At 59.4% G+C, this 12,929-nt stretch carries 14 protein-coding genes and 1 tRNA gene; 5 read left to right on the top strand and 10 right to left on the bottom strand.

The window, feature by feature from the left end; genetic code table 11:
* Nucleotides 1-119: 119 nt before the first annotated feature.
* Nucleotides 120-203 (bottom strand) — tRNA-Leu (locus tag ACZ439_RS05075).
* 351 nt (nt 204-554) lie between these two features.
* Here ACZ439_RS05075 and ACZ439_RS05080 point away from each other — a divergent pair.
* Complete coding sequence (locus tag ACZ439_RS05080; RefSeq protein WP_054798497.1) at nt 555-779, top strand: hypothetical protein; 225 nt, start codon at nt 555-557, stop codon at nt 777-779.
* Nucleotides 780-797: 18 nt separating this feature from the next.
* On the opposite strand, the gene ACZ439_RS05085 is transcribed toward ACZ439_RS05080, so the two are convergent.
* From ACZ439_RS05085 to ACZ439_RS05100, 4 genes are all read right to left on the bottom strand, one after another.
* Nucleotides 798-1,007: a hypothetical protein gene (locus ACZ439_RS05085; protein ID WP_127609596.1), complete on the bottom strand. Its 210-nt coding sequence runs from the start codon at nt 1,005-1,007 to the stop codon at nt 798-800.
* 180 nt (nt 1,008-1,187) lie between these two features.
* On the bottom strand, nt 1,188-1,424 hold the full coding sequence (locus ACZ439_RS05090; protein ID WP_054798495.1) for a hypothetical protein: 237 nt from the start codon (nt 1,422-1,424) through the stop codon (nt 1,188-1,190).
* Between the two features lie 177 nt (nt 1,425-1,601).
* A complete protein-coding gene (locus ACZ439_RS05095; protein WP_127609598.1) occupies nt 1,602-1,925 on the bottom strand; it encodes a hypothetical protein in 324 nt (107 codons plus the stop codon).
* A 134-nt stretch (nt 1,926-2,059) separates the two neighbouring features.
* Entirely contained in the window at nt 2,060-2,629 is a 570-nt protein-coding gene (locus ACZ439_RS05100) for a xanthine phosphoribosyltransferase (protein WP_201318976.1), read from the bottom strand.
* Between the two features lie 310 nt (nt 2,630-2,939).
* Here ACZ439_RS05100 and ACZ439_RS05105 point away from each other — a divergent pair, with 310 nt between their 5' ends.
* Nucleotides 2,940-3,653 (top strand): hypothetical protein, encoded by a 714-nt coding sequence (locus ACZ439_RS05105; protein ID WP_054798499.1) that lies wholly within the window; start codon nt 2,940-2,942, stop codon nt 3,651-3,653.
* 58 nt (nt 3,654-3,711) lie between these two features.
* Here the strand turns inward: ACZ439_RS05105 and ACZ439_RS05110 are convergent, their stop codons facing one another.
* Nucleotides 3,712-4,332 (bottom strand): DedA family protein, encoded by a 621-nt coding sequence (locus tag ACZ439_RS05110; RefSeq protein WP_054798493.1) that lies wholly within the window; start codon nt 4,330-4,332, stop codon nt 3,712-3,714.
* A gap of 174 nt (nt 4,333-4,506) precedes the next feature.
* Between ACZ439_RS05110 and ACZ439_RS05115 the strand changes: the two genes are divergently transcribed.
* Nucleotides 4,507-5,556: a YkvI family membrane protein gene (locus ACZ439_RS05115; protein ID WP_127609604.1), complete on the top strand. Its 1,050-nt coding sequence runs from the start codon at nt 4,507-4,509 to the stop codon at nt 5,554-5,556.
* On the opposite strand, the gene ACZ439_RS05120 is transcribed toward ACZ439_RS05115, so the two are convergent.
* Together ACZ439_RS05120 and ACZ439_RS05125 are read right to left on the bottom strand one after the other, a co-directional pair.
* Complete coding sequence (locus ACZ439_RS05120; protein ID WP_464620726.1) at nt 5,479-5,985, bottom strand: hypothetical protein; 507 nt, start codon at nt 5,983-5,985, stop codon at nt 5,479-5,481. The genes ACZ439_RS05115 and ACZ439_RS05120 overlap by 78 nt on opposite strands.
* 25 nt (nt 5,986-6,010) lie before the next feature.
* Complete coding sequence (locus ACZ439_RS05125; protein WP_054798490.1) at nt 6,011-6,277, bottom strand: hypothetical protein; 267 nt, start codon at nt 6,275-6,277, stop codon at nt 6,011-6,013.
* 92 nt (nt 6,278-6,369) lie between these two features.
* On the opposite strand from ACZ439_RS05125, the gene ACZ439_RS05130 reads away from it, so the two are divergent.
* Nucleotides 6,370-7,134: an SDR family NAD(P)-dependent oxidoreductase gene (locus tag ACZ439_RS05130; RefSeq protein ID WP_054798498.1), complete on the top strand. Its 765-nt coding sequence runs from the start codon at nt 6,370-6,372 to the stop codon at nt 7,132-7,134.
* Between the two features lie 49 nt (nt 7,135-7,183).
* The gene (locus ACZ439_RS05135) at nt 7,184-8,209 is read left to right on the top strand and encodes an EamA family transporter (RefSeq protein WP_155615560.1); all 1,026 of its coding nucleotides are present in this window, start codon (nt 7,184-7,186) and stop codon (nt 8,207-8,209) included.
* Nucleotides 8,210-8,382: 173 nt separating this feature from the next.
* Here ACZ439_RS05135 and ACZ439_RS05140 read toward each other — a convergent pair whose 3' ends face one another.
* On the bottom strand, nt 8,383-11,598 hold the full coding sequence (locus ACZ439_RS05140) for an AAA family ATPase (RefSeq protein ID WP_464621113.1): 3,216 nt from the start codon (nt 11,596-11,598) through the stop codon (nt 8,383-8,385).
* Nucleotides 11,595-12,869: a metallophosphoesterase family protein gene (locus ACZ439_RS05145; RefSeq protein WP_464620727.1), complete on the bottom strand. Its 1,275-nt coding sequence runs from the start codon at nt 12,867-12,869 to the stop codon at nt 11,595-11,597. The genes ACZ439_RS05140 and ACZ439_RS05145 overlap by 4 nt, the downstream gene beginning before the upstream one ends.
* Nucleotides 12,870-12,929: the final 60 nt, after the last annotated feature.

Raw genomic sequence — 12,929 nt, forward strand, 5'->3', positions numbered from 1 at the left:
AAAAACAGCGTGCGAATTAGATGAGACTAAATCACACGCTGTTATTCGCACTTCCACTTTAGTGAACGCAAAAAAAAGCAAGACCCCCAACCATCGGTTAAGGGCCTTGCTTTGCTTAATGCGCTCGAGAGGACTCGAACCTCCACGGCTGTTACCCCACTAGAACCTGAATCTAGCGCGTCTGCCAATTCCGCCACGAACGCTCAATCATTACTGTCCCCTTGGGGACAAGAAGTATAATAACATCTTCAGACATAGAAGTCAACAGGTTTATCTATATTTTTTGTGATGCCGTCCACACCCATTCAAGAAACCCAAAGTTTTCGAACCAGCCAGAAAATGAACGCCCATATCGGAAGTGTAAACAAGATGCCGAATACGATTCCGCGGATTGCCGAGCCTTGTTTCATCGTACAGCCCCTCCCTACCGTTCGTTTCCTTAGATCCTGTAGGTACTAGATGTATTCGCTTTATTCGGAAATCATGACTCGTCCGCCGATAGAAGGCATCTTTTTCGTGTACGTCCATATAATGGCTTCAAAGGAGGGATCTCCATGCTCATACTGCTGCAACTGGCGGGCGGGGTCTTGCTGGCGGTTCTGCTGTGGACCGTCTTGAAGTGGACGCTGCAAGCGTTGCTCTGGGGTCTCGGTACAGTCCTGGCGATTACGCTTATTTTCCCGGGCGTGTTGATCATGATCGGCAGTCTGCTGTTTGTCGCTATAGGTCTTCTGGCGGCGTTAGGGCTGCTGCTGCTGGCTTCCGCTTTCCGTTCCTGACGCTCGCTTCAGGGAGAATTATCCTTCCCGGTAAGCCTGCAGCGCCTTGTGCGACCAAGCCACCAGCTCCTGCACGTCCCCTTGCTCCGGAGTATTGAATACATGCGTTCCCCGATGCGGGTTCGAACGGTCCACCAGCACCACTTCCCCCTGTACCCCTTGCTCCTTCTTCTGCACGCGCAGTACATAGTTGTTATCCAATTGAATGAGAGACGCATTCCGTTCCATGCTATCGCCGCCCCCTTTCCGCATGAGCTTTGCTCATTTCCCCTAAGTTACCCGGAAAAGAAGACGCTCATACGAACGAATCGCGCAACCGCTGCGATCCGGGTTTAGGCTGCGTCCTCCCATGAGGACGGTTCGTGCGATACGCATAACGTGCCCGCCTCGCAGCTTCTGCGAACCAGGTCATCGCGTCTCTTCTTCCTCGTCTCCGAACAGCTTCGTTCTCGGTTCGCTGTAAGGCTCGTAATGATACGCCCGATCCAGCTTGACGACGCGCCGGGTGCGCTTTCGAATCATGACGGTCGAATCGTCCCAGGCTACGACGAAGCCTCTCACATCGTTGGCTGGGTCGGCATCTCTAACGATCCTCAGCAACGTTCCTTCGATGCGGTAGCGGTCCAACTGCTCATCGGAAATCAAAGCAACCCCTCCTTCCGTATCTGCATAGTCCGTATAATTGAATGGTTCGAAACATAATAAATATACACCAATCGGGGGATACAATAAAAGTAAGAATCGATTGCCCTTGTAAAAAGAAAGAACCTGTCTGCGCTCCAAGAAGCGGCATACAGGTTCTATATTAGCGAATGTCCTACTTTAGCCGACATGCTCCCGAGAATCGTTCGTTTCGAACCAATAATCAAGCACTTTACTCGACATCACACGCTTGTTAATATAATCGACTTGCTGCTCGGTGAATTGCTCTTCCCAAGCCATATTGAGCTCCTTGCAAAGCTTAACGACCGTCAACAGTTCAGACCAAGCTACGTAACGTTTGTACCAAAAAAATTGAGGATGCTCTATCATATAGGGATACAGATCATCAAAATCCGTATGTTTACAATCAAGGGCACGTTCGAAATGCACCTTCGCCTCATTCAATTTGGTCTCGAAAAAATCATTCGGAATTTCTTTCCCCATGCAAGTAGCACCTCCCCAAGTAGTCAGTCAGATACAACTGCCATTCGCGTTACTCATGGTCGCTTACCCTCATTATAAAGGAAAAACTACCGGGATGGAAGGCTTTTAGTTCGAAACAGGCGATGCAAATGTTACTATTCGAACTCGATCTTCCCGTCTGCGAGCGAGGCAATGCGGACGAGCGAATCGACCCGGACGCCGGATTCGCGAATCGTCCGGCCCCCCGCCTGGAACGATTTCTCAACCGCGATACCGACGCCGACAAGCGTCGCACCCGACCGGCGAATGATGCGAATGAGTCCGCGCGCCGCATCGCCGTTAGCGATGAAGTCGTCGATCAGCAGCACACGGTCGTTCTCGTTCAAAAATTCTTTGGAAACCATAATGTCCGTGACAAAGCCTTTCGTGAAAGAAGGCACCCGTTCGCAGTACGTTTCCGTATCGGTGTTCAATGTCTTCTTGCGGCGTGCGAAGACCAAGGGCACGTTCAGCTCCTGCGCAGCCGCGAAGGCGATCGGAATACCCGAGGACTCGATCGTCAGCACTTTCGAAACTTGCTCTTCCCGGAACAATCGGGCGAATTCCTTGCCCATCGCCGTTGTCAGCACCGGATCCACCGCATGATTCAAGATCGCGTCCAGCTTAATGACTTCATCGGAGAGGACGATGCCGACCTCCCGAATTTTTTGCTTCAATAACTCCATGCGCTCCACGCCCTTCGAATATACAATCTTTTTTCGTAAACTTATCATAACGGCAAAGCAGGTTTCAAGTGCCACTTGATGAGCAAATGAAAATTTCTTGCAACTTTCTGCTTCTTAATTCGTCTAAATGAGTAATAAGAGGAAGAAATAACGTTCCTTAGCACGAGAATATCCATATGAAAATGATAATTGTTCGTTTTCAAAATTTTTAGCGTTTATTTGAACGAATTTCGTCTTTGTTAACGGAGGCGCGAAAGAGTATGATTAGTAAGGTTATTAACCGATACGTTACACGGAAAGGGAGTTCATGATGAAACGAAAGAAAGCCTTCATCGGGTTCTTGTCCGTTGTTATATGTTTGGCCGCCTTGGCAGCCGGATGTCAGTCCAAACCGGTCGCGGTCGAACCCCAGAAGCAGCCGTCCGTGCAGGAACAGCCGCCGGTTTCCCCTGCGCCCGCGCCGGAAGCCGAGTCAGGCACACCGGATAACGCCGTCCCCGCCCCGGCAACGCCGCTGCCATCCAATGAGAAAGTATCTTTGGCCAGCGCGGAAGACAAGACGGAACAACCTTCGGCAAACCCCGGCAGCGGGAATAACGGCGCCGCCGGCACGAAGCCGAAAATTGAAATTGAACGCCCCTATACGCAAGCGAAACCGACGCTGCTCGGTTTGACGCTCAAAACGAACGCTTCGGCCATTGTGAACAAATTCGGCAAGCCGAAAAACGAATTCGTGATGGATGAAGACTCGGACCCGATGACGGTGTACGATTACGGCGATTTCCTGATCGGCTTTAACGCCAAGCAGGAATTGCATTTCATCGACGTCCGCAGCAGCGATGTTGATCCAGGCTTGAACGGGCTGAAGCTTGGCGATCCGGCGGCCGACATCAGCAAAGCGCTCGGCAAACCGACGGCCAGCTCCAACTATGTCATGACGTATAAAGCGAGCGGCGCGACCTTGAAGCTCGATATCGATCCGAAGACGCAAAAGATCAATTCTATCAAACTGTTTGCCGAATAAAGCAGCGGCAAGGCCCAAAAAAGCCTTCGAGACCGGGATTACCGGGTCGAAGGCTTTTTCATTTAGCTTTGGAGCTGACCGGCGAACGCTTGCGGTATCTCCGGTAAACGAAATAACCGGAGAGCGCGATGACGACAACAACAGCCGCCGTAACCCCCATATAATGGTGCGTCGCATGCAGCAACCGGGGCGCGTTCCTTCCAATCACATGCCCCAGCGTAAGAAACGATGTGCACCAGACGAGCGCTCCGGAACCGGCGAACAGCAAATACCGCCAAATGTTCACGTTGCTGACCCCGGATAAATAACAAGTGAAATGCCGAATGCCCGGTATGTAATAACCGAAGGCGACCGCCCACAGCCCATACCTGGAAAACCAACGCTCGGCGACCGCCAATCGTTCCGGCGTAAGCTTCACCCATTTGCCGTAGCGGTACAGAAACGGCTTGCCGACTTTCTTGCCGAGCGCATAACTGACAAGCATGCCCGTCATGGCTCCGCCGAAGCTTACGATAAGCGACGGTCCGAACGATAGCAGCGGGTCACTGCCAATTGTAAGCGTCCCCACAGTCGTCATGAGGATTTCGTCCGGAACCGGAATTCCAACAATCCCCAACGCCAATAACCCGTACAGAGCGATATACCCGTATTGTTCAATTAATTGCAGCAGATGCTCCAAGATGACACGCTCCAGCGTCGAATTTCGGCGGCGATCCTTTTTCAAAGGAGTCAAGCCATTAAATATTGTATCAGAAACTTGTCCAATTCCCAATAGATAATTCAGTCATCAGGACCCATCTGTTTTCATAAGTTATAGTAAACAAGCCTTACCTAAGGAGGTTATGCGTACCCTATGAAAAAATGGGGAAGCATCTTGCAGGTCAGCTTCACCTATATCGGCACCGTCGTCGGTGCCGGATTCGCCTCCGGCCAAGAAATCTTACAGTTTTTCACCCGATACGGTTGGATGGCAACGATCACGATCGGGATTGCCACCCTGCTGTTCACATGGCTCGGCATCAAGCTGATGCTGATGGCCGGCGCGATGAACGCCAAATCGTACGAAGATTTGAATCGCGTGCTCTTCGGCAAACGGATCGGCAACGCCGTCAGCTTGTTGACGATGGTGTCGTTATTGGGAGTCAGTACGGTCATGCTGGCCGGCGCGGGCTCCGTATTCTCGGAGCAGCTCGACCTGCCTTATCAGTTCGGACTCATCTTCACGCTGACCGCCGCCTACGTGCTGCTGGTCCGGGGAATGGACGCCATTATGGCGGTCAATTCCGTTGTCGTGCCCCTGATGGCCGTATTCAGCATCCTGGTCGTATGGAATGCCCTGGATACCCCCGGTGCCGCCAACTGGCTGCGGCTCGAATCGGATTATTCGACGCTGCGCATCTGGATGGCGCCGTTTCTGTACGCGGCCTTTAACTTGACCATGTCTCAGGCGGTGCTCGTTCCGCTCGGGGTGAAAGTAAAGGATCGTCAGGCGCTCATTTGGGGCGGCGTGCTCGGAGGCGTGACGATCGGGTTCATGCTGATGGCGGCGCATTTCGCATTGTCTTCGCAAATGCCGGGCATTCTGCAGTTCGACATTCCGATGGGACAACTTATTCAACGTGTAGGAGGACTCCTTCAGTGGCTGTTTTTGTTCGTCATTTACGGAGAAATATTCACGACCTTATTAGCCGATGTATACGGCCTTTGTCTGCAGATCGAGCAGCGCTTCCGCTGGTCCTACCAAATTGTGCTGCCCGGCGTGCTTGTCTTCAGCTATGCCATTAGCCAAATCGGCTTCAAAACGCTGATCTCGTCGCTTTATCCGTTATTTGGCATGCTCAGCATGGTTTGGCTCGTGCTGATGATGATCCGCCCCAGCGAGCCGCTGCGCCCCCCGAGCTAGCGCCAGGACGAGCGCCAGCCGAAGCAGCAGCATCAAGGCGGCGGCGAACGTAAAGACGAAGCCGCACAGCAAATAGCCGTAATGATACGGCGGGTATGATGCCGAATCGCGCAGCACGGCAACCAAATCCGTGAATAGAAACAAGCTGCCGATCAGGAACAGCGCAAGCAGCACATAATCGAAAAACGTCCATTGCAGCAGCTGCGGCGCCGCCTGTCTGAACAGCGAAGCAGCGGTACGAGGCTTCGCGTCTCCAACCGCCTCCGGGGATAGCGCCCCTTCGGCTTGAACAGCAGCCTCGGGCTGAGGGTCAAGGCCGGCCCCCGACTTGTCGGCCGGCTTGCTGTAAATCATCCAAATGAAAAGAAACGCCGAACCGGTCGCGGCAAGCCCTAGCACGCCGCCGATTACGGCAAGTAACGTCATCATGCGTTCCACCCCCTATGCGGATCATTTATGAATATCGGGCAAGCTCATAAACCGCCCATACAAATAAAGCAAACAAAGCGGCCGGCAGCGCGAACAAACCGCCAAGCAGCAGCCCGCTGCCGCCCGGTACACGGGCTTTGCGCCATAAGACGGCCTGGTTCCAGCGCTGAAGGGGGGGACCGGGGACGAGCGGCGCGTCCGACGTTCCGCATTCCGGCGAATGCTTGATTTTTCCGCGCTTCCAGCCGACCTGATAGGTCATTTCACGCGGGGTTCGGTTCTCCGTCTCCATATGAGGAAGCACCTCCGGTTCATTTGTGCTATTGTAATAGTAGTCGATATGTTGGGAAAAATGCAATGGTATGCGAACTGGAGGGAATGATCATGTCGAAAAAAGCCGCAATAACCGGGGGTGCGCAAGGTATCGGGAAAGCGATCGCGCTGGCGTTCGCAGACAAGGGTTATGAAGTGTGCATCGCCGATGTCGACCCGGAGGCCGGCGCGGAAGCGATTCAGGAGCTGCGCGAGCGAGGACATGAAGGCTACTTCATGCAGGTCGACGTGGGTAAAGAAAGCGATGTCGAGCGATGGTTTTTATGGATAGAGTCGGAGCTGGGCCATATCGACGTACTGATCAACAATGCGGGCATTGCACGGAACGCGCCTATGCTGGAGCTGCCGCTCGCCTCGTTCGACGAGGTGCTCGGCGTTAATTTGCGCGGCGCTTTCGCCTGCTCGCAGCTTGCCGCAAAGCTGATGAAACGCCAGGGCTCGGGCGCGATCATCCATATGGCTTCGACGCGCGGCTTGATGTCCGAGCCGAACACCGAGGCTTACGCCGCTTCCAAGGGCGGCTTGCTCGCGCTCACTCACGCGATGGCGGTCAGCTTGGGCCCTTACGGCATTCGCGTCAACGCGATCAGCCCCGGCTGGATCGAAACGGCCGACTGGCAGAAGACGTCCGAGCGCCGTACGCCGGTTCATTCCGAGCGGGACCGCTTGCAGCACCCGGTCGGGCGTGTCGGCAAGCCCGAGGACGTCGCCGCTGCATGCTTGTATTTGGCGGGCGACAGCGCAGGCTTCATTACCGGGCAAAACCTCGTGATCGACGGCGGCATGACCGTAAAGATGATCTACGAGGAAGAGTAGGGACTCAAGGTTCCCGAGCAGAGACAATTTCGGAGGAGATTGGAGCATCATGTGGTTTGTACTAGCGGCGGCTGCGGCCGCCTGCTTCGGTTTAAGAGGCATTTTATATCAATGGACGTCCAAGCGTCCGCTCGACCGCAACCTGATGTTGTTCGGAGTGTATTTATCGGGCACATGGATTACGCTCGCAGCGGCGCTTGCGCTGCGGGCGCCCTGGACCCCGGCCGTAGGGCTGGGAGCGTTAATGGGGCTGTTCTCGTTCATCTCGAACGCGGCCATGTATAAAGGGTTTGCCGTCGGCAAAATGTCGCTCATGGCCATGTTTACCGGCCTTCCGCCGGTTGTCGTCGCGCTGTTGGCGTTCGCCGTCTGGGGAGAACGCCTGAGTGTATGGCAGCTCCTGGCCTTTGTCGTTATTATGTCGGGCCTCCTGATGGTCCGTTACTCGAATGACCTGTCGCTGCGCAACCTGCAGGGCGCGCAATGGGGTGTGCTGACGATGCTCTTCTTCGGCTTGACGGATTTTTTCACCAAGCAGGCGACGCTGCTGGGCGCTGCGACCTTCCCGACCCTGGTCGTCATGTATGCCACCGGCGGCATTCTGTTCTGCTTCATCTGGCTGCGGCAGCGGGGCCAAGCGTTACATGCAGCGGATATGGTCCGGCAGGCGCGGAACGAGACAGCGGCAGCAAGCGCTGGCGCGAGCGGACGCGGAGCGGCGGATGCGCAGGGGAATGCGTCTACGGACGCGAAGGACGGCGGCGAGCCGGTCAACCGGACCGATGGGTCCGCCGCTTCAAGCGGATCCGGCCCGGCTGCGGCCAAGCCGTGGACTTGGCGCCGGACGCTGCTCTGGGGCATGACTGTCGGCATCACGAACGCCAGCGGCATGATGCTCGCCATGCCTGCCTTCAAGCTCGGGACGACCGGGCTCGTGTCGGCCGTGATGGCCGCCAATGTCGTGCTGGTCATGCTGTACGCGCGCTTTGTGCTGAAGGAAAAATTCACCCGGCTCGAATCGGCCGGTTTGATGATCGGGTTAACGGGGATTGTGCTCCTTAAACTTCTTTCCTAGCTTCAAACCGAACTCATTCAGAGCTTCAAACCGAATCCATTCAGAAGCTTCTAACCGAGCCAACGAACCGTAGCGGAACTTTGATCTTCCTTGCCGCCTCCCCGTCACGGACGGCTAGCCGCAATCGTTCATCATCGTTCCGCTATTTCTATAGGATCGCCTTACAGCTTGCGTTATCGGTTTAGTCGGACGACCGAATCGGCCGTAAAGCGCGCGGTATAAGCGTCAACCACATGCCGATGGCACGTGAACAGCAGAAGCTGCCCCCGTTCCGAGACGCGCTGCAGCAGGTCCAAGCTTCGCGCGAGCCGGTCGTCGTCGAAATTGACGAACAAATCGTCCATAACGAGCGGCATGCGTACGCCATTCGCCGCATATTCGTCGGCGAGCGCGAAGCGAATGCACACGTACATTTGCTCGGCCGTCCCCCGGCTGAGGCGCGACGTCTCGACGAGCTGTCCGTCCTGCCGCTGGGCTATGACACGCTGCTCGCCGATCGGAGCAAGCATGCGTTCAAACCGGCCTTCGGTTATAAAAGCAAAATCCTGCGAAGCCCTTTGCATCACGAAGGGCTGTTTGTCGTGCTCGAACAAACGTTTCGTCTGCACGATCAATTGGCTGCACAGCGCATGGACCGCCCAGCGCTTGGTCAGCTGCGCCAGTTCGGCGCGGCGCTCCTCCGCAAGCTGAAGCATGTCCGCATGCGCGCGGCCGTCGGCCAGCCGCTCCTGCTCGAAGCGTGCGCGGCTCCGCGCTTCGCGCGTTTCCTCCAGGCGACGGCGGAGGTCGCCGATCGCTTCCCCGAGCGCGGCCGCCTCCGCCTCGAGCTCGTGCTCGCTGCGGTTCCGCAGCGGCTCCAGCGCCGGCTCCCACGCCTCGCCGAGCAGCGTGCGCAGCGCGGTCGCCTCCTGCCGCCGCTCGCCCAGCAGCTCACGGCGGCGCAGCGCCTGACGCACCAGCCGGCGCAGCGCTTCGCCGCTATCGGCGCCGGCGGCGCGGTACAGCTCGCGGCGGCGCTCCCTGACGCGCGCCTGCTGCTGCTCGAGCAGCGTGCGCGCGCGCCGCAGCTCCTCGAGCTGCCGGCGGCCCGCCTCCGCCTCCCGCTCGCGCTCCAGGGCGCGGCCCGCTTCAGCCTGCCGCGCCTTCAACGCTGCGCCCGGCTCGCGCGCGGCGTCCGGGCTCCCGAGCAGCGCGGCCGCCTCCGCGGCGAAGCTGTCCGCCGCGCGGCCCAGCGCGTCGCGCCGGGCGCATACGCGCCGCAGCCGCTGCAGCTCGCCGAGCGCCGTCTCGGCCAGCTGCAGCAGCTCCAGCGCGGCCTCGGCGCTCGCGGCCTCCGGCAGCGCCTGCTCGCGCAGCCAGGCGCGCCAGCGCGCAGCGAGCGGCTCGCCCGCACGGGCGTGGCGCTCGCGCTGCGCGCGCAGGGCCGCGAGCCGCTCGCCGGCGGCCTGGCGGCCGGCCAGCCGCGCTTCGCGGGCGCGGAGCTGCCTCTCGAGGGCATCGAGCCAAGGCTCGATGTCCTCCGGCGGCAGCGGCAGCCCGCCCGCTGCGCCGGCGCCGCTTGCGCCCGCACCGGCCGCGGCCGTTTCCGCCTCGCCCAGCGCGAGGCCCAGCCGCGCGAGGCGGCCGAGCTCCGCGGCCAGCTTCGCCGCAAGCGCAGCGGCATGCGCCTCAAGCGGCGCGAGGCCCGTCTCCGCGGCGTACTCCGCCGGGGCATACGGGCGGCCCCGCCGGCCGGAAAGCCGCTCCGGCTTACGCGATCCGCGGCGCCCGAGCGTCAACCAGACGCTTGCGCCGAGCAGCAGGACGAAAGCGACGCCCGCTGCCGTCGTCTCGCGGAACAGCAGCAGCGCGGCAGGCAGCGCCAGCGTCAGCGCGTAAACGCCGATCACGGGGACCCCGGACGCGCCCGAGCCGGCAGCCTCGCCGTCAGGAGCCGCCCCTTGTCCGAGCCGCTCCAAATCGCGCAACCGCTGCTCCGCGTAACGAATCTCCCGCTGGGCGTCTTTCCACTCGCCGAACAAGCGTCGTGCCGTTTTCACCCGCTCCAGCGCTGATGCTGCCGTCTCCCCGCCCGCGAACGGGTTCGGCGGCTCAACGCCATCCCGGGCCGAAGCCTCATTCGAAACCGCCGTCTCTCCTTCCAAGCGCCGAATCTCCGCCGCAAGCAGCGCGTCTTCGTGCTGCCACGCGCGCCACTCGTCGCGAAAGCCCGCTGCCTGCTCGCGAAGCATCACCGTCGAAGGCAGACGATCCAGCGTTTCGATCGACCAACCCGGCCCGATCCGCCGCAATAACCGCTCCAGGCCGAGGCCCAGCTGTTCTTCCTCCGCCTCCGCTTCGGCCAGCTGGCGCTTGCCTTCCTCGTAGGCGGCGAGCCGATCGAGCAGCGACTCCAGCTCCGCTTGCCGGGCGAGTATCGCTTCACGCCGCTCCCGCCCGCTCTCCAGCGAGGCCAGCTTCGCTTCCGCTTCGTTCGCAGCCAAAGTCACCGCATCCAGCTCGGTCGTCAACCGCTCGAGCTCCGCTTCGAACGCTTCCTCCCGCAGAACGGCGTCCTCCGGCACCTCGTCGAGCGACCCCGGCAGCGCCGCAAGCTCACGCTCCACTTCCTCCAGACGGCGCGCGAATTGCAGCGCCTGGCGGCTGCGGTCGAGTTCCCCCGCTTCCCGCTGCAGGCGCTCCAGCTCCGCCTCCAAGACGCCGCACCGTTCCGTTAACCGTGCCCCTTCTTCCACCAGCAGCCGGTATGATTCGGCTTCCGACCGGCTCGCCCGCAGCCGCTCTTCCACCGCCGCAAGCTCCCGCAGCGCTTGATTCACGAGCGGCGTCCGGCCGCGCGGCCGGTAAAGCTGCTCCAGCTCCTGCGTCAGCTTCTTCTGCGCGGCTTGAATCGCCGTGCCGCTGAGGCCGAGACCCGCGCTGTACAGAAAGCCGCTCACTTCATCGGACTGCAAAGTGCCCAGCTCCTGCAGCTCCGATAACCCGAAGGCGAATAACTGGCGGAACAGCTCCGGAGTCAGGCCTCCGACCAACGCCGCCAATTCCGTTTCCCCGCCGGTCGTCCCGTCCGGGAAAACGACCTTGACTGCGCCGGCGGCCGGCGTTTTGCCGCGCCCGTCCGCCGAACGGTCCCAGCGTTCCACCCGAATGCGGCGCCCGGCGGCGTCCCGCACCGTCAACGCCCCGCCCTGGATGACGGCCGGATCCGGCGCATAGCGGGTCGTGCCGCCGCGGGTCGTAAATCCGAACAGCACCGTGCGAATAAATTCCAGCACCGTGCTTTTGCCCGCTTCGTTCGGACCGTAGACGAGCGTCACCGGCCGGTCGGTGTGAAGCGTTACTTCACGCAAGGAGCCGTATGCCTGAATGTCTATCCGTTCGAGGATCATCCGTTCCACCCCGTTTCCGCCCCGGATGCCAGCAGATCGATCGCCAGCTCTTCCGCTTCTTTCATCATCGCCTGGCGTTCTTCTTCCGTACAATCGGTCCACATCGACGCAAGCGCCGGATGTGCGGCGAGCGGACCAAGCGCTTCCTTCGCGAAGACGTCGAAACGTTCGCGGTCGCCGGCCGTCTCGCGCGAAAGCCGAAGCAGCTCGCCCAGAAAGCCGGACTGCGCCGCAAGCTTCTCGGGATCTACCGGAGCTCCCGTTCGATCCGTCAAGCTTTCGAGCCAGCTGTCTCCCGCCTGCTCGCGCAGCATCGAGGCGAGCTCCGCCAAGGCGCCTGCTCTTCTCAGCACCGCGTGCATCGGACCCCGGCCGGTCAGCGTCAACCGAACGATCGCCGAACGTCCCTCGCTCCGTTCGCGCGCAGCAAACAAAGCGTCCTCCAACGCTTCCTTCAGCTGTTGTTCCGAATCCAAGCCCTCGATCGGCACCTCGCCTTCCTCCCATCGCCATACGTCAAGCGCATGGAACGTCGGCTCCGCCTCCCCCTGCTCGGACACGCGCACGACATAACAGCCGCGCGCCCCGGTTTCCCGGATATGACGGCCCTGCACGTTGCCCGGGTAAACGACCCAAGGCCGCTCGTGAAGAATACGCCGCGTATGGATATGGCCAAGCGCCCAATAATCGACGCCCCGCCCAAGCAGATCGGCCAAACGGCAGGGCGCGTAATTGCCGTGCTCCCCGTCGCCGTCCACATTCGTATGTAACAGTCCGATATGAAACAGTCCGTCCCCCCAGTTGGCATAGCCGGGGGTCAAATTATCGGTCACCGCCGCCCGGTCGAACGAAATGCCGGAGATTCGCGCCAGCGGCTGCCCGTCCTCCGCATAAACCAAAGCGCTTTCCACCGCTTCGCAGCCGAATACGCGGACGCCACCCGGCAGCCTCAGCTTAGCCGTATACCCTTCCAGCAGCGGATCGTGGTTGCCGTGAATAATGAAGGCCGGTATGCCTGCGGCCGCCAAAGCTTCCAGCGCCTGTTGAAAGCGAAGCTGGGCGCGCAGCGAACGATCTTTGGCCTCATAGATATCGCCGGCAAACAAAACAAAGTGGACCCGCTCTCGAAGCGCAAGCTCGACCAGCCGGTCCAAGGCGGCGAATGTCGAGTCCCGAATATCGCTGCGCAGCCGCTCCGGTAAACCGGTCAACCCTTTAAAAGGACAATCCAAATGCAAATCCGCGGCATGTATAAATCGGAAGGACCGCATGTCCATCCCTTCCTTTCTTTTATCCCTGCTTGTAAAAGCCAAAAAAGCGGAAGCCGCTTC

The sequence above is a fragment of the Paenibacillus sp. JCM 9796 genome (assembly GCF_055379675.1).